This window comes from Planococcus halotolerans, assembly GCF_003289955.1.
In the GTDB taxonomy this organism is placed as follows: domain Bacteria; phylum Bacillota; class Bacilli; order Bacillales_A; family Planococcaceae; genus Planococcus; species Planococcus halotolerans.
On the sequence record NZ_QLZR01000002.1, the window covers coordinates 189,993 to 207,719 of the forward strand.

A 17,727-nucleotide genomic window follows, 5' to 3' on the forward strand; every position below is an offset into this window, starting at 1 on the left:
TAAAATAAAGTCTTCAATTACTCCTGAATACACAAAAACCGTCCCGATAATATCATCGGGACGGTTTTTAATATCTTATGAACGATTCATGCTTGTATAGATCAGCAACAGGCGAGCAAGTTCCAACACAGCAACCGCTGTAGCAGCTACATAAGTCATCGCTGCAGCGTTCAATACTTTTTTCGCATGTGGCTCTTCTTCGTTGCGGATAATATTAGCTGACAGCAATTGGTCCATTGCCCGGTTGGAAGCATTGAATTCCACCGGTAATGTGATGATCTGGAAAATAACACCCATTGCCAGAAGGACAATACCAATCAGCAAAGCTCCACTGAGTTGTGCAAAGAAACCGATCATAATGAACACCCATGACATATTGGATGAAATATTTACTAGCGGAACCAAGCGATGGCGCAGACGCAGGAAAGAATAATCTTCCGCATCCTGTATTGCATGCCCTACTTCGTGAGCCGCTACTGCTGTACCCGCTACAGAAGCTTCATGGAAATTATGACTTGAAAGCGCGACAGTTTTTTTCATCGGGTTGTAGTGGTCACTTAACATACCCCGGCTTTCAATCACTTTAACATCGTAAAGGCCATTTTGATCCAATATCATTCGGGCAACTTGTTCTCCGGTATGTCCGGAGGTCGAACGCACTTTTGAATATTTGCCATACGTTTTCTTCAATTTAAATTGAGCCCATAAAGGCAGGATTAACAGGACTGCAAAATAGATGAGATATGAACCTAAGCCCATGATGAATTAACACCCTTTCTTTACTATCTGTTACCCTTATTTTACTTGGTTTGGTCAGTGTTGGTCAACTGAAACGCCGCGGGTTTATTAAGCCATGCAACGAATAAAGCAAATGATATGCAGGCAATTGACAGCCAGAAAGTAAAGTACCCAATCTGGTCGCTATACTCTGCTAAACTGCTATAAATCGGCATCTGGCCAAAGACGTAATCGATAACATCATTATGCAGCGTCCAGACCGCTGCCAGTGCTGCTGCGAACCAGCCGAAGCGGTAATGGTCGATATAAAGAACTGCCTGCAACGCCATTGCAAAATGGGAAAACACCAGCATCCACCCGAGCCAGCCGATGTCTCCGGTCTGCCATAAAGTAAGAAGATTCATCACCACAGCCCATAAACCGTATTTGATCAAGGTAATGAAAGCGAGCGCTTCGATCAGACTGCTTCGTTTTCCAATCAGCCAAAGACCTAATACAATCGTGAAAAAAAGGCTTGCAGTAGGGCTGTCCGGTACGAATATGAGATATTTGGGTTCTGTTATGGCCAATTGCCAGCCATACCATATGTAGCCGTAAATGGTTCCGGCAAGATTTATAATAAACAATAAGAGAAGAAATGGCTTGAACATCAGCCAGGCAGAAATTTTGTTTACAAAGGAAAGCATTTAACTTCTTCCTTTCAAGATAGCAAAAAAGAGCCGGTTTCCCGGCTCTTTTTCTAGTATGTTATTCTGCTTCCAAGCCCGAGATAAACTCAGCCATAACTTGCAGGTCTTCTTCTGTACCATCCCAAGATGGCGGCATTATCATAGCTCCGCCTTCTTCGATACCGTTGACAGCAATCTCAGCAATCTCCTCCGGAGTAAGGCCAGTACCTACTAATGTAGGTCCGACAGCTCCTTCCAGATTATCGCCATGACAACTGATACAAGCGGAACCGGCATAGATTTCATATCCAGGATCAGTTGTATCGATTTCAACTTCTTCCGTAATTTGTCCTTGAGCCTCAGCTGCTTCCCAGTCATGGTTAGCTACTGATTCCCAAGTCAGGAAGATGATTGAAGCGATTGCAAGAAGCATGAATCCTGTTGGAAGTGGCCGTTTTGAAGGGCGTCTTTCCGGACCGCGATCCAAGAATGGAGCCAAAGCCAAAGCCCCGAAAGCAAGACCAGGAATAATGATGGCACCTACAATATTGAATGGGCCTGAAGCAAATTCGTATTTAAGTAATTGATATAAGAATAAGAAATACCAGTCTGGCAATGGAATATATGCCGTATCAGTCGGATCCGCCTGACCTTCGAGAGGTGACGGGTGAGCGATAGTCAAAAGCAGATAACCAATCAAGAAGACTGCCCCAATCATCCATTCTTTCAAAAGGAAGTTTGGCCAGAAAGCTTCTGTCTTGCCAGGGTATTCGGAATAATCCTTAGGGATATTCGGTTTGCGATGTTCCATACCTGGTACGCGCGAATCCCCTACAAATTTCATCCCTTTTCCGCGATGCATAGTGTCCCCTCCTTTAAAAATCCATTAAGCCGCACTGCTTACAGCGGGCCTGAAATACCCTGTCTCCGAATCATGATGAAATGCGCCGCAAGCAACCCAAGCAAAGCAGCAGGCAAGAAGAATACATGAATAGCGAAGAATCGGGTCAAGGTTTGTGCACCAAGAATCGTTGCATCCCCGGCAAGCAATGTTTTGATCATACCGCCGACCAATGGAACAGACGCAGCGATTTCGATACCAACTTTAGTTGCAAACAATGCTTTCATATCCCATGGAAGAAGATATCCTGTGAAACTCAATCCAAGAATAACACCGAAAAGCAAAACGCCGACAACCCAGTTCAATTCACGTGGTTTTTTATATGAACCTGTGAAGAATACGCGAAGCGTATGAAGGAAAATCATTACTACTACTAGAGAAGCTCCCCAGTGGTGCATACCGCGCACGATTTCTCCGAATGCTACTTCATTCTGGAGATAATAAACCGACTGCCAGGCATTCTCGATATCTGGTACGTAGTACATAGTTAAGAACATACCGGATAAAATCTGAATTACCGTGATGAAGAACGTCAATCCCCCAAAACAATAAACGAATGCTGAAAAGTGGTGTGCGGGGTTTACGTGTTCCGGTACTTCATGGTCCGCGATATCACGCCAGATCGGCGTAATGTCCAGACGCTCATCAACCCAATCATATAACTTGTTTAGCACTGGTGTCGTACCCCCTAACTATTAAACTAATGTGTTTAGTCTTACTGCTCCGATGGCTACATAGCCATCTTGTTCTTGAACTTCATACTCATCGAGCGGTCCAAGCGGTGGTGTACCTGCGATATTCTGTCCGTTTTTTTCATAACGTCCAGCGTGGCACGGGCAGAAAAATTGTGTTGGCTGTTCCGGATCGCCGGCCCAGTTGACTGTACATCCCAAATGTTTGCAGACTGGTGAAAGTGCGATTAATTTATCGCCTTCTTTGTATACCCAAGCGGAATTCGTTACTTCCGATACATACCATGCATCCGTTTGTTCAAATGAAAAGTCGACACGCACTGGTTCTTCAGTGATATCTTCCGCTCGTTGGTCTGTCAATACGAAGTCGCCTCCATCCTTCTGCTGAAGAACCGGGTCAACCGCAAATCGCACCATCGGCATTAGCATTCCTGCTGCCATGAATCCGCCGACACCTGTTAATGTGTAGCCTAAAAATTGACGTCGTGATACACGATTGTTACTCATCCTTTTCCCCCCTCTAACATTCAAGGTCAGTCCAATGGACATACTCATTCAAATATAATTACTAGGACAACCTAATGATATATCAATCGAAAGTGCAGGTCAATAATGCTGTGAAGCTAAATCACAGTTTGTGAACATTTCATGAAGCTTATGACCATTCTTTCAAAAACAGTGGAAGCACTTGCCGCAGCTGGTCTTCCATAACCGATTGCTTGAAATTCTTATCCATATGTTCAGTTGGAATAGCGGGCAGCCACAGCACATTCTTCATCTCTTCGACCGAACGCCACTCAGCATCCGTGGTCATATAGAAAACATGTTTGAAGCCGGCTTTTTCCATTTCATCGGAAATCTCTTTCGAGAGCCTCGACCTGTCGGCGCTTTTTGTATAAGCCAATGGCGGGAACAAAAGAATGCGACCCTTGAATTGCTTTTCCAGAAGTGCAGTGAGTGATTGAAGATATTCTGATGCACCTGCGCTCGATTTTAATCCAGCCTCGCTCAAATCCAATTGGAGCAACGGCACTACAGCAGTATCCACATAATCTTTCTGGCTTAAATACTGGTCCATATCTTTGCCGATAAAATGCATGAAATCTACTCACCTTTCATTTTCTTGATCGCTTTTATATTATGCAGCAAGGATGACAGTTCAAAGAATTTCTCTTTGTCATTGGCATCAAGTGCTTCGTCAATCTGTTTAAGAATCGATTCCTCCTGGAAGGATGACAAGCTGTCCGCTAGTATTTCTTCTGCCAGCTCGCGGTCCTGTGCATTGATCGTTTCATCCAGAGGAATATAAGGATTTTCTTCCAGCACCGATAAATAGAGCGGCGTCGGTGGGCGGTTCGGAAAGTTTAATTGCAAATATAGATCCTGTTCAGGATTCAGCCGCAAATCATGAAAAGACTTTTCGGCATCAGCAGTCATTAAATTGCCTTTATAGAAACGAAACGGCAATTCTTTCGATTCTGTCGATGACATGACCATTGCACGAGGACAATAATGCGCGTCTTCCACAAAATGTGTCTTTTCAAGCAATTCATCATTGCTGAGCATGTAATTTAAAATCCAAATGCATTCCCTGCGTTTCATCTTATATGATTGAAGAAACCATCGCACAAACTGCTTTTTATCTCCAACCGAGATTGAAGCCGTCATGATAACTCCCCTTTCATTCAAAAGATTGCTGCATATCCAGCCATTCTTGGTTGTCAGGTTCCAGAACCTGAAGCTCTTTCAATATTTCAAGAGCCCGGTCTCTTTTTCCTTCTTCAACAAGGAAGCGAACATATTTCCCAAGAAAATCTGGATCTTCACGAAATGCCGGATAAGCCATGTCGAAATATACCGCAGCCTTTTCAAACTGTTCGGTGCGTTCATAAGCTTCCGCTACCATCGGATACAGCCCTGCCCAGTCGTCTCCGCTTGCCACAGCCGCCTCCACCAGTTCCAGTACTTCTTCATCCATTTCTATCGAGTTGAAATAAGACACAAGAGCAAATATCGCTTCCATATATTCGGGGTCAAGTGCAACCGCCTGCCTGAGATTCTCGACGCCTTCTTCTGTATTCCCCAGCTTCATCGCCAGTTTGCCGGCAAAGAGATATAGTTCCTTGTCAAATTCGTCTCTTTTCAAGCCTTCTTTTATTGCAGCATAGGCTGCTTTATAGTCCTCAGCCATATTGAGGCTCTGCGCCTTCAATAAGTAAGCTGAAAAATAATCAGGATCCAGAACGATTAATTCATCCAGCCGCTGCACAGCTCTGTCATATTGCTGTGTCTGAAATGCAGCAACAGCAGCTCCAAAAAGGACATCCGGCTGCACTTGTTCCTCAAGCGCCTCTTCGTAATATGGGAGCGCCTCTTCATATGCGGCACCTGCACTATAAACTTCTGCCAGACGCTCCGATATATGAACGCCTTCAATTACAACACCCGCAGATTTCAAGTCCTGGTATATTTTAGCAGATTCCAGATATCTTCCGGAATCCAGCAGCAATTCCGCTTTCGCCTGCATAAGAAGCGGTTCATCAGGCAATAAGCCAATGGCTTCGTTCAGCCGATTTTCAGCCGCTTCCATCAAACCCTGCAACTGAAACAAATCTGCAAGCGTCACGAGTGCTTGAGTATAATATTCATCATCCTTCAGAATTTCCATCAAAAGGTTTAAAGCTTCATCTTCCCGATCTGCCTCAATCAGCAGATTCGCCCTGTCAATTTTCAACTGGCTTTCTTCCGGAAAGATATATTCAAGATGCTCCAGTACTTTAATGGCTTCTTCCACAAACCCTATTTCTCCAAGCCATTCAGACAATCCATACTGTTCGTCAGGATCGCCATCCAGTAAATAGGAATCCAGCAATGAATTAACCTTGCCCATATCCCCCAGCTCTACAGCTTTTTGAATCTCTTCTACAGTCGCCATACAATCACCTATTCTTTCAATTTCCTACTTCCATCCTACACGATACACTGTTTTTAGCATAATAAAAACTCCCCCGAAGGAGAGTCAGACAATCAGATTATTCAGATGTTCAAAAAAGCCTGGATAAGACACTGCTATACAATCGGGATCATCAATTGATACCGATCCGTCGGCTGCCAGCGAAGCAATGGCTGCCATCATTCCCAGCCTATGGTCGCCGTATGTTTTCATATCTGCGCCACTTAGCGGAGTTGGGCCATTAATAACCATGCCATCCTCAGTAGCTGTGATGTCAGCTCCCATTTTGGATAACTCATCGACCACGGCAGTAATTCTGTCAGTTTCTTTAACACGCAGCTCTTCAGCATCTTTTATAACCGTGGTGCCTTGGCATTGAGTGGCAATCAAAGCGATAATCGGAATTTCATCTATCAGCCTTGGAATCAATGAGCCGCCGATTTCAATTCCCTTTAACCGCGAAGAACGGATCAGTAAATCAGCGGATCGTTCTCCCGCTGTTTCATTTTCTTGGATTTCATAATCTGCTCCCATTTGGGCAATCACATCAAGAATGCCTGTTCTTGTAGGATTTGTCCCGACGTTCTCCAGACGAATCTCACTTCTTTCTGTAACAAGCGCTGCAGCTATGAAGAATGCAGCGGAAGAAATATCTCCTGGAACTTTAACGTGGCGAGCTGACAGGGTTTGTCCCCCTGCCATTTCGATAATGTTATCATTCCTTTTGATATCCACACCAAAATGGCGCAGCATAATTTCCGTGTGGTCTCTTGTCGCAACCGGTTCTTCGATAACCGTTTTGCCGTCTGCATTTAAAGCTGCCAGTAAAATGGCCGATTTCACCTGGGCACTGGCAACCGGCAGCGTATAATTAATCCCGGCCAAACGGGTTCCTTGAATGGCCAAAGGTGTGAACTGGCCACCCGTACGCCCTCGAATATCCGCTCCCATCAATCGAAGCGGATCGACAATCCTTTTCATCGGACGCTTGGCAATGGAATCATCGCCAGCTGCAACTGAATGGAAAGAGGTACCCGCCAACAGCCCGAGCATCAGGCGCGTGGTGGTTCCAGAATTTCCGGTATCCAAAACCGCATCCGGTTCTGTCCATCCATCGATTCCTTTGCTGTTTATCGTCACCTGATTGCCATCCAATTCGATTTCTACTCCAAGCTTCCGGAAACAGCTGATAGTGCTCAGGCAATCAGCACCAAGTAAAAAGCCTTCCACTGTTGTCTTTCCTGAAGCTATAGCACCGAACATGATGGAACGGTGGGAAATCGATTTATCACCAGGCACCTGAATAGTGCCGTTCAAAGAAGGTTTTTCATAATTTAATTTCGTCGGCAACATACGTTCCTCCCCTCAGGAAATATAAACATCGTATACAGTTCGCTCTGTAATGCATTGCTTCGCCTTTTCCCGATCCTCAGCTGTCTGAAAACTGATTACCAGTATCCCGAACACGTCTTCCCGGGTTTCCAATATTCGCAGGTTAACGATGCTGATCTGCGCTTCTGCAAGATATCCGGTCAACTCGGAAATGATTCCCGGAACATCCGGAATATCGACATAAAGATCGAATATGGAATACATGGCCCCATGCCCGGCTATCGGCAATTGATCCCGTACAGATTTAGCTTTTTCGAAATACTGGCGAATCGGTTCTTCTTCGTTTACTTCCAGAAGATTTTTTAATTTTGTCATTTCCTCTATCCATAACTTCAATTGGGCTGTGATCATTCCATTATTTTGTGTAGTGATGTCCCTCCACATGGTCGGATCCGAAGAGGCGATACGGGTTATATCGCGGAAACCTCCTGCTGCAAGTTGCTTTGTAAAGGGATATTCCTGTTCCCTGTCGAGCTGATGGACGAGCGAGGCAGCAATAAGATGTGGAAAATGGCTGACAATCGACGTCATATGGTCATGCTCTTTTGCTGTCAGCACCTGAATTTTCGCTTTTGTTACAGAAAGAAGCTCTTTCATCTTCTCGATATGCGCATCACCAGCCAATCGCCCTGGAGTCAAAATATAAAAAGCATTCTCAAAAAGAACTTCTTTTGCTGCTTCCACTCCACTTTTATGTGAACCGGCCATGGGGTGCCCACCGATAAAAATGTACTTTAAATTAGCCGCAGCTTCCATTATTTCCATTTTGGTGCTTCCGGTGTCACTGATAATCACGTCATCCTTTAACTTCCAGTACTGGCTTTGTTGAAGTAATTTTTTTGCAGCGCCGACGGGAGTCGCCAAAATGATGAAATCCGCTTCGGCCGCAGCTTCCTCAAGAGATAATGCTGCATGATGGATAATCCCCATTTTATATGCCTTACGGACAGTTAATGCATCCGCATCATATCCGAATATTACCGCATCGCCATGTCTCATCAAGGCTTTTGCCAATGAACCGCCGATCAAACCCAGTCCGATAACAAGAATGTTCTTTTTCACCGTTCTTCCACCTTGCTGTCTTTTAACAGATCCGGCCGCAATTTCACTGCATCATTCATGTAAATATGGTGAATATCTTTTTGGCCCACTGCTGTATTGACGTGCATCATGACACGTATGCACAATGGCATACTGCCTGGAACGTCCATTTCATGGGTACACATGACAGGGACGTATGTCCAGTTTTCAATTGTCCGAACAGCTTTTGCTGGAAATGCAGAAGAGATATCGGTAGTGGTAGATATCACCACTGAAGCCACGTGTTCCGGATCAACGCGGTTCTGTTCAGCCATTTCAAGCACAAGTTTTCTTGTTTCAGTCAGGATTTCTTCCGGACGGTCGGCAGAAACAGTAATTGCCCCCCGGATGCCTCGCATCATCATATATGCATCTCTCCTATCTTTGAACGTAATGCGTCGTAGGCTTTTTCTGCCTCTTTTTCATCGATTGTCGCCATAAAAGGGCGGCCCGTTTCTTTCAGCAGCACGAAGTTCAATAAACCTCCGGATGACTTCTTATCTTTTTTCATGATTCCAGCCAACTTCTCAAAACTAAAATTTTCGATTATTTCAAGTGGGTAACCGTTGAAAAGGCACCACTCAAGAAATTCAGGCAATTTTTTATGCCCTGACAATTCCAGTGCATATGCCATGCCGATTGCGACTGCCTCGCCATGAGTGATTTTCCCATAACCCGACAATGCTTCGATTGCATGCGCCAGCGTATGTCCGAAATTCAGAAATTTTCTTACACCGCTTTCAAATTCATCTTCTTCGACAATGGCCGCTTTGACAGCAATCCCCCGCTCCAAATTCACAGCCAGTTGCTCTTTGCTCATCTCCGGGAGGTTTTTAACTGCCAGCAACTCCAGCAGCCAGTTTTCATTTGAAATAAAAGCGTGTTTTATGACTTCCGCCATTCCTGACCGAATTTCCTTGTCAGGCAATGTTTCCAGAAAATATGTGTCATAGATTACAGCGGCAGGCTGATGAAATGTACCGATCATATTTTTGCCTAAAGCATGATTGATTGCCGTTTTTCCACCTACAGCGCTGTCATGCGCCAAAATGGTAGTCGGAATTTGGATGTAAGATATCCCTCTCATAAAAGTAGAGGCGACGAAACCAACGACGTCTCCTGTGGCCCCTCCACCAAAAGCCAGCACCAGCGACTTTCTGGAAAAATCATTTTCCAATAAAAAACTTTGGCATTCCATAAAAGTTTCCATGGATTTTGATTGTTCCCCTGCCGGTATTTCTTTGACGGCCAATTTATCTGCAAAATCCAGACTTGCTTTTAGGTGGTCGAGGTGAAGCGCGGCCACTTGTGCATCTGCGATGATTGCAATTTTGTCTGCACCGGCAAACAGTTCCCGGTAGCTTTCATCAAATGCATTTAAAGCACCATGGCCTATATGGACTTTATAAGGATTAGCTGCTTCTACAGTCAGCATAGTCATAGAATCAGTACTCCTTTGTATATGTCAGATAATCGGCGATATTTGCCTGCAGCCTCGGCAATTGGTCGGCATCGAATTGTTCAAGCAATGCGTTTGCCACTTCCCAGGCCACCACATGTTCCGCCACTATGGAAGCTGCAGGGACAGCGCAACTGTCAGAACGCTCAATACTGGCCTGGAAAGGTTCCTTCGTTTCAATATCGACGCTTTGAAGCGGCTTGTATAATGTAGGGATCGGTTTCATTACCCCGCGGACGACTATCGGCATCCCGGTCGTCATACCACCTTCAAAACCACCCAGGTTATTTGTTTTGCGTGTATAGCCTTCAGCTTCATTCCATAATATTTCATCGTGGACCTGGCTTCCCGGTTTACGCGCCATTTCAAATCCCAAACCGAATTCGACTCCCTTGAATGCATTGATACTCATGACAGAAGCTGCAATTTTAGCATCCAGCTTACGATCGTAATGGACATAGCTTCCAATACCGGCTGGCATGCCTTCCACAATCACTTCAACTGTTCCGCCGATGGAATCACCATTTTTTTTCGTTTCATCTATTAAATCGGTCATCTGTTGAGTCACTGATGGGTCTGCACAATAAACCGCATCTTTTTCAACAGCTTCCCTGATTTCAGCCACTGATTTGCCGGTATAGCTTTCAGGACTTACTTTGATGCCCCCGATTTCAGTTACATGTGACACCATTTCAATGCCCAACTGAGCTAACAATTGTTTTGCCACGGCACCTACTGCAACTCGTACAGTCGTTTCTCTTGCAGAAGAGCGTTCCAGCACGTTCCGCAAATCACGATGGCCATATTTCATACCCCCGTTTAAATCAGCATGTCCAGGTCTCGGACGGGAAATCTGCCGTTTGACTTCATCCGTTTCCTCAATGGGTTCAATGCCCATCACATTCGTCCAATGCTTCCAGTCATCATTTTTAACCACCAGGGCAACCGGAGAACCAAGCGTTTTCCCATGCCGAACTCCTGAAACAATCTCTACTGTATCAGTCTCTATCTGCATTCTTCTGCCGCGACCGTGTCCGCCCTGTCTTCTTTTAAGTTCTTTATTGATCATTTCTGCCGTCAGCGGCAGTTGAGCCGGCAACCCTTCAATTATTGCAGTCAATTGCGGTCCATGTGATTCTCCTGCTGTCAAATAACGCATAAACGCTTTCCCCCTTCAACGCACTAAAGTATTTATGTATCACTATAACACATAATATTTCATCAATTCTATATGAAATTGCCAAGAAAGTGAACTATAGCAACACTTTATGTCACACTGGAAATTATCGGAAATGAAAAAGAGACAGCAATGGCCGCCTCTTTTAAAATAATTATATAAGTTGAACTAATAAGTTAAAGCAGCAATTATTCTGCATAGCCGCTCTGATTTGGGGCCCACAGGATGTTGGTTATGCCGCCGCGGCAACTGTTCATTGCCATGGCGGTCAAAGGCCATGCTCCTGCATCGCTGCGCTAGCTTCGTCGCAAAGAGTCGGCCGAACTTCCTTCGGCCAACTCTTGGCTGTCTCAGTCATCCGGATTAGTTTACCCAGCTGCTCATTGTTTTTTCGTATGATACCAATTCTTCTTCTTTGAAGAACAAACCGATTTCACGCTCTGCACTTTCAGCAGAATCCGATCCGTGGATCATGTTTTTTCCGACAGTAACTGCGAAGTCGCCGCGGATTGTTCCTGGAGCTGCATCTTTAGGGTTTGTAGCGCCCATCATTTGACGTGCAGTCAAAATAACGTTTTCGCCTTCCCAAACCATTGCGAATACAGGGCCTGAAGTGATGAATTCAACCAATTCACCGAAGAAAGGGCGTTCTTTGTGTTCGCCGTAATGCTCTTCAGCCAATTCAGTTGGAATCTGCATCAATTTAGCACCCGCCAAGTTATAGCCTTTTTTCTCGAAACGAGCTACGATCTCGCCGATTACATTGCGTTGCACACCATCAGGTTTTACCATTAAAAACGTTTTTTCCATAATTAACACTCCTCTATTAAAAGCTCGGACATAAGTTGCCCACCTTAAAAAATACTATCATTATGAAGCGGATTGTCAACTCCCAGTCTAAAACTTTCTTTTTCCAATAAACAACGCAATATTTCTCATTGTTTTATTGGCGTTGCCTTTCGGGAGCAGCATAAGTTCTTTCAGTGCTTTGTTAAGATACTGGTCGCTAAGGGATTTAGCTTCCTCCAATGCCGGGCTGGTGCGTATCAATTCCACGATTTCCTTGCGTTCACTGTCTGTCATGTCTTTGCCGACAGCTTCTTTTAATCTACCGTAGATTAAGGGGTCCTTCCGTGCAAAAAGAACAGGAAGTGTTATATTTCCTTGGATAAAATCGCTTCCTGCAGGTTTTCCCAATTCTTCATCCGACGATGTAAAATCAAGGATATCATCAGTGATTTGGAAAGACATACCGATGAAATAGCCGAATCTGCGCAACCGTGCGGCAGTTTCTGCATCTGTCCCGGAAACAGTCGCTCCAAGTTCACAGCTTGAGGATATCAATAATGCGGTTTTACGTTTAATGCGGCGCAGATAATCCCGTACCGTTTGATCCAATTTATATTTATCCTCGATTTGAATAATTTCTCCCCGGCAAACTTCAATCATTGTCTTGGAAAGAATATCGTGTATTTTAGGATCTTCTATCACAGTTATATATTCAAGTGCGCGAGCCAATATGAAATCTCCTGTATACATCGCTACACTATTGTTCCACTGTGCTTTGACAGTGGTCTGTCCCCGTCTCATTTCCGAATCGTCAATGACGTCATCATGGACGAGCGAAGCCATATGGATTAACTCAAGCGGCACTGCCACCTGCTTCATCACATCGACATTATAATCGCCGAATTTGCCTGCAAGCAAAACAAAAACAGGTCGGATTCTCTTTCCTCCGGCCTGCAATAAGTGTAAGGAAGCTTCATTTAGGAGGAGTGAATTGGAACCCACAGCAACTTCTAATTCTTTTTCGATCTTGTCCAATTCCGGTCTAAGTTCGGAATAGAGCAATTTCAACTTCACCTTTTCCACTTAAAAACCTTCTCCCGCTATTTTACTTTTTTGATGCCCATATGCAGGGCTGCTGCGCCACCGGTATAAGGCTTGTATTTCACCTTTTCGAAACCTACTTGAACAAACAGCTTTGCCAATTGCTTCATACCAGGAAAACCTTTTGCTGATTCCTGAAGCCATGAATATTCTTTATAGCTTTTAGCGAAAAGCTTGCCGAATACAGGCATGATAAAGCGGAAATAAAAGCGGAAAAACGGTTTAAAAAAAAGGCTTTCCGGCTGTGAAGTTTCAAGACAGGCAATCATGCCGCCGGGTTTAAGTACTCTATGCATTTCAGACAACACCTGTTCATAGTCAGGCACATTCCGCAAACCAAAACCTATAGTTGCAAAGTCGAATGTGTTATCCGGATACGGCAAAGACATCGCATTGCCCTGCACGAGCTCAACCTGCGGCAAATGATTTGTTTTTTCAATACCTACATTCAGCATATTCTGACTGAAGTCGAGGCCAACAACACGCCCATTTTTTCCGGCTGCTTCAGCCAGGGCGATTGTCCAGTCTGCAGTTCCACAGCACACATCAATCGCTGATGAACCTGGGGACACCTGCATTTTGTGCATTGTATCTTTACGCCATTTATTGTGTTGCTGAAAACTGATGACCGAATTCATCTGATCATAATTCTCGGATATTTTTTCAAATACTTCATGTACACGCTGTTCTTTCGTTTTTGGCATCTCAGTCATCCTTCTCGGGTAAGCTGTTCAGCTAAATGCTGATGCGGAGTGATTTGATGGAGCATAAAATTTTTCAGATTGAAATCCATAGGATGGACATCCAATACTTTTGTCAATTCGCTGTGCAGTGAATCCAATTTATCAAGAAGCCAGCGCTCCGAGTATAGGGGCAGCGGCAGCGCAAGATTTAATTTGCGCAGAATCTTGGTTTCTACGCCGTTGCGGAAAGAATCCAATTGATTCGAGAAATAAACATATTCCAAAGCCGGTTTTGCAATAGCTGAATATTGAGAGCAACCATAATAATCGTAGAACACTTTCAATAATTCCGTTTCAATAACTTCGGCAGCCGATTCAATTCCAGCGACAGGCATAATTGTTTTTTCATAGAGAGATGCCTTCTTCTCACTGACCCCTATTATGCCGCTGGCCAATAACTGAATCAATTTTATATTGTTCGAATTGCTTAGCATCTGATAATAGATTCCACTGTAGAAGTCCCCTGCCAAAACCGTCAACTGCTGGCTTTTGCTGATTGGGGAATCTTCTTCGACCTGATCATGGGCATGTAGTGCAGCGTAGACGATGGCCACTGTTTTCGCAGAATCTTCCATGTCGTCCGACCATTGTTTTCCATCAAAAAAAGGCAATAGCAAAAAGAACAAACGCGCCCGGTCAATTGATGGGCCGGCTGTATATTTCTCAAGTGTCCGCTGATGCAAAGCCTGCAGGACATCGATTTCCATTGAGGTGATTTTTGAATGTATTTGAAGGTCATTCATACTGCGTGCTCCATTCGTGATTTAGCAATTCTACATAAGTTCTACAATAAGTATAACACAGCATAGCTTAAGGCTTCATCCATTTGGACCTATTTCTTGGGTTCACTTTCGACCACGCCGTGGGCTGAATGTATTTCCGCTTTGCCGCGTATTTTCATTGCAGATGTATGCTCAGTAAACTGGGCGATCATCACTTCGCCTTTATCCAACTTTTCAGTATGGTGGAATTTAGTATCATTGCCCCGAGTCAATCCAATGACATTTACGCCATCTTCCTGAGCCCTAATCACAATATATTCAGTTTGTGCCATAATTCCGCCTGCTTTCCATATTTTTAATTTTTATTGATATAAGTAATGACTTCCGAACGTTTGATGGCATCTGTCTCAAGTATTCCTCGGGCTACTGCAGTTACAGTTGTAGCACCAGGTTTCTTGACACCGCGCATCGTCATACACATATGTTCAGCTTCAACCATTACAAATACACCATGGGGATTAAGGGTTTCCATCATTGAATCAGCGATAGTGGATGTAATGCGCTCCTGAAGCTGCGGACGCTTTGCTACAGTTTCCACTGCCCGAGCCAACTTGCTTAACCCTGTAACGACTCCATCCCGCGGGATGTATGCAATATGCGCTTTTCCAAAGAACGGCACCAAATGATGCTCGCACATTGAATAAAACGGAATATCCTTTACCAGAACCAATTCTTCATGGCCTTCGTGGAATACGGTCTTGAAATATTCCTTGGGATCTTCTTTTAGGCCTGAAAATACTTCTGCATACATTTTTGCTACACGCTTTGGTGTATCAAGCAAGCCTTCACGTGAAATGTCTTCACCCACCGCTTCCAAAATCATCGAGACAGCCTTTTCAATTTTTTCAAGATCAACGTTTTGTAATTCCGTATCGGTCACAATGGTTCCTCCTGTAAAAGACGAATTCATATACATTCTATGTTGTATGTAATTCCTATTCATCTAGATTAACTTTTTGGACATTTAAATATCATATCTAATTCCTGGATTTCAATTACCAGAAAATGGTGAAGGAACTGCGAAAGTTAACCCTGCAACCATCTTAGCATAAGAATCTTAGCATAATAGCGGGTGTTTCGCAAAACTGGTGATTGAAAGAAAAGCGACAGCGCCCGTTAAGCTCTGAAAGGCATAAGGCGAGCTAGCGAAGCGGCGGTCTTTGCCGCATAGCTAGATTGACTTATGACCCGAAGAGCTGGGCCGCTGGAGTCTGGACACTAAGAAATGCGACTGTGCCCGTTTAGCTCTGAAAGACATAAGACAGAATAGCGTAGTGGCCTCGGCCGCGCAGCTAGGCTGGCTTATGATCCGAAGAGCTGGGCCACAGGAGTCTGGACAGTAAGAAAAGCGGAAACGGCCGCTCAGCTCCGACAAGCAAGAGATGGAACAAATGTAATTTGGGACATCTCTTTGCGACGAAGCTAGCGCAGCGATGCAGGAGCAGTAAGTTTTTCACGATTTGGCGAAGCGGCATCTTTCTAGCCGCACAGCCAAAGTGGCTTACGACTCGAGGAGTTGGCCGTTGGAGTCTGGACAATAGGAAATGCGACTGTGCCCGTTTAGCTCTGAAAGGCATAAGACAGAATAACGGAGCGGCGTTCTTTGCCGCAGAGCTAGGCTGGCTTATGATCCGAAGAGCTGGGCCACAGGAGTCTGGACACCAAGAAAAGCGGAAACGGCCGCTCAGCTCCGACAAGCGAAGGATGAAAAAAGAATGGCCCCTGCGGAATCTGCATTCCGCCGGAGCCATTCTATGTACAGCACTGTAGCTTATTTCACTGCGTCTTTAAGCGCTTTACCTGGCTTAAATGCAGGGACTTTGCTAGCAGCGATTTCGATTTCAGCACCAGTTTGTGGGTTGCGTCCTTTACGGGCTGCGCGTTCGCGTACCTCAAAGTTACCGAAACCGATCAACTGTACTTTATCACCTTTAGTTAATGCACCTTGAATTGCTTCAAAAGCTGCGTCTACTGCTTTAGCTGCATCTTTACGAGAAAGCTCAGCTGATTCAGCAACAGAGTTCACTAATTCTGTCTTGTTCATGCTATTCACCTCCTCTCAAAGGGGATGTTTACCATCAATCCTGTAAAAAGAGTATCACAACGAAAAACGCATAGCAACCACTAATGCCGCGGTTTCAGCAGTTTCAGGCCAAATACTGGCAAAATATTCTAAAAAGAAGGGTTTTCTATCAAAAACCCCGTTAAAACAACATTCTTTATTCATTCAAAAAAATAGGTTCCCGGTTCTCATCAATAGTGTATGGAAGAGAATATGCAGGCACAACAGGGTTATCTTCATACAGTAGAAAACGTATATCCTGTCCTTCTTCCAATTCACCATCATATTCCTGCAGTGCAGAATACAAATCCATGGAATAATCGACATATACTTCTCCACGGCCAGTAACTACCAGCGGAAGGTTTCTTCCGCTGTATGGACTCGTGACAGTCGGTTCTTCATCGAATCCCATCGCTTCGTAATTGAATTTATAGACATTATCTGCAATGGTTTCCGAGATTGGAGCTTGTCCGCCATTTGCGCTTTTCCGGATATTAACAGAACGGATCGCTTCCGCAATGCGCAGATCCACTAATTTTACAGTCGGGTTTTCTTCAACATCCGTCAGGACATATTGAAAGATTCCTCCTGTTTCAAAGGCATTAGTAGGAACTTCTGCCATATAATCAGGAACGATTTTTGAAAAATCGATCGGATATTTGATGAATTGGTCCACATCCATATCACGGGTTTTAATCGGCAGTAATCCACCGCTCGCGTCCCGGTACTGGTTTACTGCATTCTGCACAGAAATCAATTGGTCTTCGTAAGGAATCTGATTTTCTGCAAGCTCACTTTCCGGAAACATACATGCACTCAATAGGAATGCAACGGAAAGAAGCAGTGTAAAAAGAAATGTTTTTTTCATATTTTTCACCTCATGCGCCGCCGGTTGGTCCGCTGAATACCGTGAAAACCATGATGAAGAATCCAAGTATCAGCAGTATATATGCAACTAGGGCAAAAATAAATTTAATGATGCCATTTTTTAATTTGTATCTGCTTAAGTAAATCAATCCCATTGAGATAATCAAAAAAGCAATACCGGCAAATGATACCCACATTTTGTCCAATGAACTCATAAACAGCCGCCTCTCGTTCAGTTTCAGTCCATAGTATAGCATAAGACAGGCCTTGTTGCCCGTAGAGAATTTGACGGTCACAAGACATTTTGCCGCTTTGTGGGCAAA

The 17,727-nt window shown here is 44.4% G+C and carries 22 protein-coding genes; all 22 read right to left on the reverse strand.

Annotated features, from left to right (window positions below):
• Positions 1-75: 75 nt before the first annotated feature.
• Positions 76-759: a zinc metallopeptidase gene (locus tag DP120_RS05610; protein WP_112222681.1), complete on the reverse strand. Its 684-nt coding sequence runs from the start codon at positions 757-759 to the stop codon at positions 76-78.
• A 41-nt stretch (positions 760-800) separates the two neighbouring features.
• Complete coding sequence (lhaT, locus tag DP120_RS05615; protein WP_112222683.1) at positions 801-1,424, reverse strand: lipoprotein heptaprenylglyceryl N-acetyltransferase LhaT; 624 nt, start codon at positions 1,422-1,424, stop codon at positions 801-803.
• A 61-nt stretch (positions 1,425-1,485) separates the two neighbouring features.
• A complete protein-coding gene (locus tag DP120_RS05620; RefSeq protein ID WP_112222684.1) occupies positions 1,486-2,268 on the reverse strand; it encodes a menaquinol-cytochrome c reductase cytochrome b/c subunit in 783 nt (260 codons plus the stop codon).
• A 38-nt stretch (positions 2,269-2,306) separates the two neighbouring features.
• The gene (qcrB, locus tag DP120_RS05625; RefSeq protein WP_112222685.1) at positions 2,307-2,981 is read right to left on the reverse strand and encodes a menaquinol-cytochrome c reductase cytochrome b subunit; all 675 of its coding nucleotides are present in this window, start codon (positions 2,979-2,981) and stop codon (positions 2,307-2,309) included.
• 21 nt (positions 2,982-3,002) lie between these two features.
• Positions 3,003-3,506: a Rieske (2Fe-2S) protein gene (locus DP120_RS05630; RefSeq protein WP_112222686.1), complete on the reverse strand. Its 504-nt coding sequence runs from the start codon at positions 3,504-3,506 to the stop codon at positions 3,003-3,005.
• 148 nt (positions 3,507-3,654) lie between these two features.
• Complete coding sequence (locus tag DP120_RS05635; RefSeq protein ID WP_112222687.1) at positions 3,655-4,098, reverse strand: YpiF family protein; 444 nt, start codon at positions 4,096-4,098, stop codon at positions 3,655-3,657.
• A 5-nt stretch (positions 4,099-4,103) separates the two neighbouring features.
• Positions 4,104-4,667 (reverse strand): ReoY family proteolytic degradation factor, encoded by a 564-nt coding sequence (locus DP120_RS05640; RefSeq protein WP_112222688.1) that lies wholly within the window; start codon positions 4,665-4,667, stop codon positions 4,104-4,106.
• Between the two features lie 13 nt (positions 4,668-4,680).
• Positions 4,681-5,934, reverse strand: a complete 1,254-nt coding sequence (locus DP120_RS05645) for a tetratricopeptide repeat protein (RefSeq protein WP_112222689.1) — start codon at positions 5,932-5,934, stop codon at positions 4,681-4,683.
• 84 nt (positions 5,935-6,018) lie between these two features.
• Complete coding sequence (gene aroA, locus DP120_RS05650) at positions 6,019-7,305, reverse strand: 3-phosphoshikimate 1-carboxyvinyltransferase (protein ID WP_112222690.1); 1,287 nt, start codon at positions 7,303-7,305, stop codon at positions 6,019-6,021.
• 12 nt (positions 7,306-7,317) lie between these two features.
• A complete protein-coding gene (locus tag DP120_RS05655; protein WP_233785872.1) occupies positions 7,318-8,406 on the reverse strand; it encodes a prephenate dehydrogenase in 1,089 nt (362 codons plus the stop codon).
• Positions 8,403-8,786, reverse strand: a complete 384-nt coding sequence (aroH, locus tag DP120_RS05660; protein ID WP_112223255.1) for a chorismate mutase — start codon at positions 8,784-8,786, stop codon at positions 8,403-8,405. Before aroH ends, DP120_RS05655 begins: the two co-directional genes overlap by 4 nt.
• Positions 8,786-9,865: a 3-dehydroquinate synthase gene (gene aroB, locus DP120_RS05665; RefSeq protein WP_112222692.1), complete on the reverse strand. Its 1,080-nt coding sequence runs from the start codon at positions 9,863-9,865 to the stop codon at positions 8,786-8,788. Before aroB ends, aroH begins: the two co-directional genes overlap by 1 nt.
• 4 nt (positions 9,866-9,869) lie before the next feature.
• Positions 9,870-11,042 (reverse strand): chorismate synthase, encoded by a 1,173-nt coding sequence (gene aroC / locus DP120_RS05670; RefSeq protein WP_112222693.1) that lies wholly within the window; start codon positions 11,040-11,042, stop codon positions 9,870-9,872.
• Positions 11,043-11,423: 381 nt separating this feature from the next.
• The gene (gene ndk / locus DP120_RS05675) at positions 11,424-11,870 is read right to left on the reverse strand and encodes a nucleoside-diphosphate kinase (RefSeq protein WP_084245512.1); all 447 of its coding nucleotides are present in this window, start codon (positions 11,868-11,870) and stop codon (positions 11,424-11,426) included.
• An 87-nt stretch (positions 11,871-11,957) separates the two neighbouring features.
• Positions 11,958-12,932 carry a heptaprenyl diphosphate synthase component II gene (gene hepT, locus DP120_RS05680; protein ID WP_112222694.1) on the reverse strand — a complete coding sequence of 325 codons (975 nt, stop codon included), beginning with the start codon at positions 12,930-12,932 and terminating at the stop codon, positions 11,958-11,960.
• 17 nt (positions 12,933-12,949) lie between these two features.
• Positions 12,950-13,654, reverse strand: a complete 705-nt coding sequence (locus DP120_RS05685) for a demethylmenaquinone methyltransferase (RefSeq protein WP_112222695.1) — start codon at positions 13,652-13,654, stop codon at positions 12,950-12,952.
• Positions 13,655-13,659: 5 nt separating this feature from the next.
• Entirely contained in the window at positions 13,660-14,436 is a 777-nt protein-coding gene (locus tag DP120_RS05690) for a heptaprenyl diphosphate synthase component 1 (RefSeq protein WP_112222696.1), read from the reverse strand.
• An 89-nt stretch (positions 14,437-14,525) separates the two neighbouring features.
• Positions 14,526-14,747 (reverse strand): trp RNA-binding attenuation protein MtrB, encoded by a 222-nt coding sequence (mtrB, locus tag DP120_RS05695; RefSeq protein ID WP_112222697.1) that lies wholly within the window; start codon positions 14,745-14,747, stop codon positions 14,526-14,528.
• A gap of 23 nt (positions 14,748-14,770) precedes the next feature.
• A complete protein-coding gene (gene folE / locus DP120_RS05700) occupies positions 14,771-15,355 on the reverse strand; it encodes a GTP cyclohydrolase I FolE (protein WP_276310396.1) in 585 nt (194 codons plus the stop codon).
• A gap of 891 nt (positions 15,356-16,246) precedes the next feature.
• Positions 16,247-16,519 carry an HU family DNA-binding protein gene (locus tag DP120_RS05710; RefSeq protein ID WP_084245500.1) on the reverse strand — a complete coding sequence of 91 codons (273 nt, stop codon included), beginning with the start codon at positions 16,517-16,519 and terminating at the stop codon, positions 16,247-16,249.
• 175 nt (positions 16,520-16,694) lie between these two features.
• Positions 16,695-17,405, reverse strand: coding sequence for a hypothetical protein (locus DP120_RS05715; RefSeq protein ID WP_112222699.1), 711 nt, complete (start codon positions 17,403-17,405; stop codon positions 16,695-16,697).
• Positions 17,406-17,415: 10 nt separating this feature from the next.
• Entirely contained in the window at positions 17,416-17,619 is a 204-nt protein-coding gene (locus DP120_RS05720) for a DUF2768 domain-containing protein (RefSeq protein ID WP_112222700.1), read from the reverse strand.
• Positions 17,620-17,727: the final 108 nt, after the last annotated feature.

What these genes read in the sequence shown, in the direction of transcription:
- lhaT (WP_112222683.1), bottom strand. Translation starts at nt 1,424, where the DNA reads ATGCTTTCCTTTGTAAACAAAATTTCTGCCTGGCTGATGTTCAAGCCA.
- aroB (WP_112222692.1), bottom strand. Translation starts at nt 9,865, where the DNA reads ATGACTATGCTGACTGTAGAAGCAGCTAATCCTTATAAAGTCCATATA.
- DP120_RS05630 (WP_112222686.1), bottom strand. Translation starts at nt 3,506, where the DNA reads ATGAGTAACAATCGTGTATCACGACGTCAATTTTTAGGCTACACATTA.
- DP120_RS05610 (WP_112222681.1), bottom strand. Translation starts at nt 759, where the DNA reads ATGGGCTTAGGTTCATATCTCATCTATTTTGCAGTCCTGTTAATCCTG.
- DP120_RS05690 (WP_112222696.1), bottom strand. Translation starts at nt 14,436, where the DNA reads ATGAATGACCTTCAAATACATTCAAAAATCACCTCAATGGAAATCGAT.
- DP120_RS05715 (WP_112222699.1), bottom strand. Translation starts at nt 17,405, where the DNA reads ATGAAAAAAACATTTCTTTTTACACTGCTTCTTTCCGTTGCATTCCTA.
- DP120_RS05645 (WP_112222689.1), bottom strand. Translation starts at nt 5,934, where the DNA reads ATGGCGACTGTAGAAGAGATTCAAAAAGCTGTAGAGCTGGGGGATATG.
- DP120_RS05620 (WP_112222684.1), bottom strand. Translation starts at nt 2,268, where the DNA reads ATGCATCGCGGAAAAGGGATGAAATTTGTAGGGGATTCGCGCGTACCA.
- mtrB (WP_112222697.1), bottom strand. Translation starts at nt 14,747, where the DNA reads ATGGCACAAACTGAATATATTGTGATTAGGGCTCAGGAAGATGGCGTA.
- DP120_RS05685 (WP_112222695.1), bottom strand. Translation starts at nt 13,654, where the DNA reads ATGCCAAAAACGAAAGAACAGCGTGTACATGAAGTATTTGAAAAAATA.
- ndk (WP_084245512.1), bottom strand. Translation starts at nt 11,870, where the DNA reads ATGGAAAAAACGTTTTTAATGGTAAAACCTGATGGTGTGCAACGCAAT.
- aroA (WP_112222690.1), bottom strand. Translation starts at nt 7,305, where the DNA reads ATGTTGCCGACGAAATTAAATTATGAAAAACCTTCTTTGAACGGCACT.
- DP120_RS05640 (WP_112222688.1), bottom strand. Translation starts at nt 4,667, where the DNA reads ATGACGGCTTCAATCTCGGTTGGAGATAAAAAGCAGTTTGTGCGATGG.
- DP120_RS05635 (WP_112222687.1), bottom strand. Translation starts at nt 4,098, where the DNA reads ATGCATTTTATCGGCAAAGATATGGACCAGTATTTAAGCCAGAAAGAT.
- DP120_RS05710 (WP_084245500.1), bottom strand. Translation starts at nt 16,519, where the DNA reads ATGAACAAGACAGAATTAGTGAACTCTGTTGCTGAATCAGCTGAGCTT.
- aroH (WP_112223255.1), bottom strand. Translation starts at nt 8,786, where the DNA reads ATGATGCGAGGCATCCGGGGGGCAATTACTGTTTCTGCCGACCGTCCG.
- DP120_RS05720 (WP_112222700.1), bottom strand. Translation starts at nt 17,619, where the DNA reads ATGAGTTCATTGGACAAAATGTGGGTATCATTTGCCGGTATTGCTTTT.
- aroC (WP_112222693.1), bottom strand. Translation starts at nt 11,042, where the DNA reads ATGCGTTATTTGACAGCAGGAGAATCACATGGACCGCAATTGACTGCA.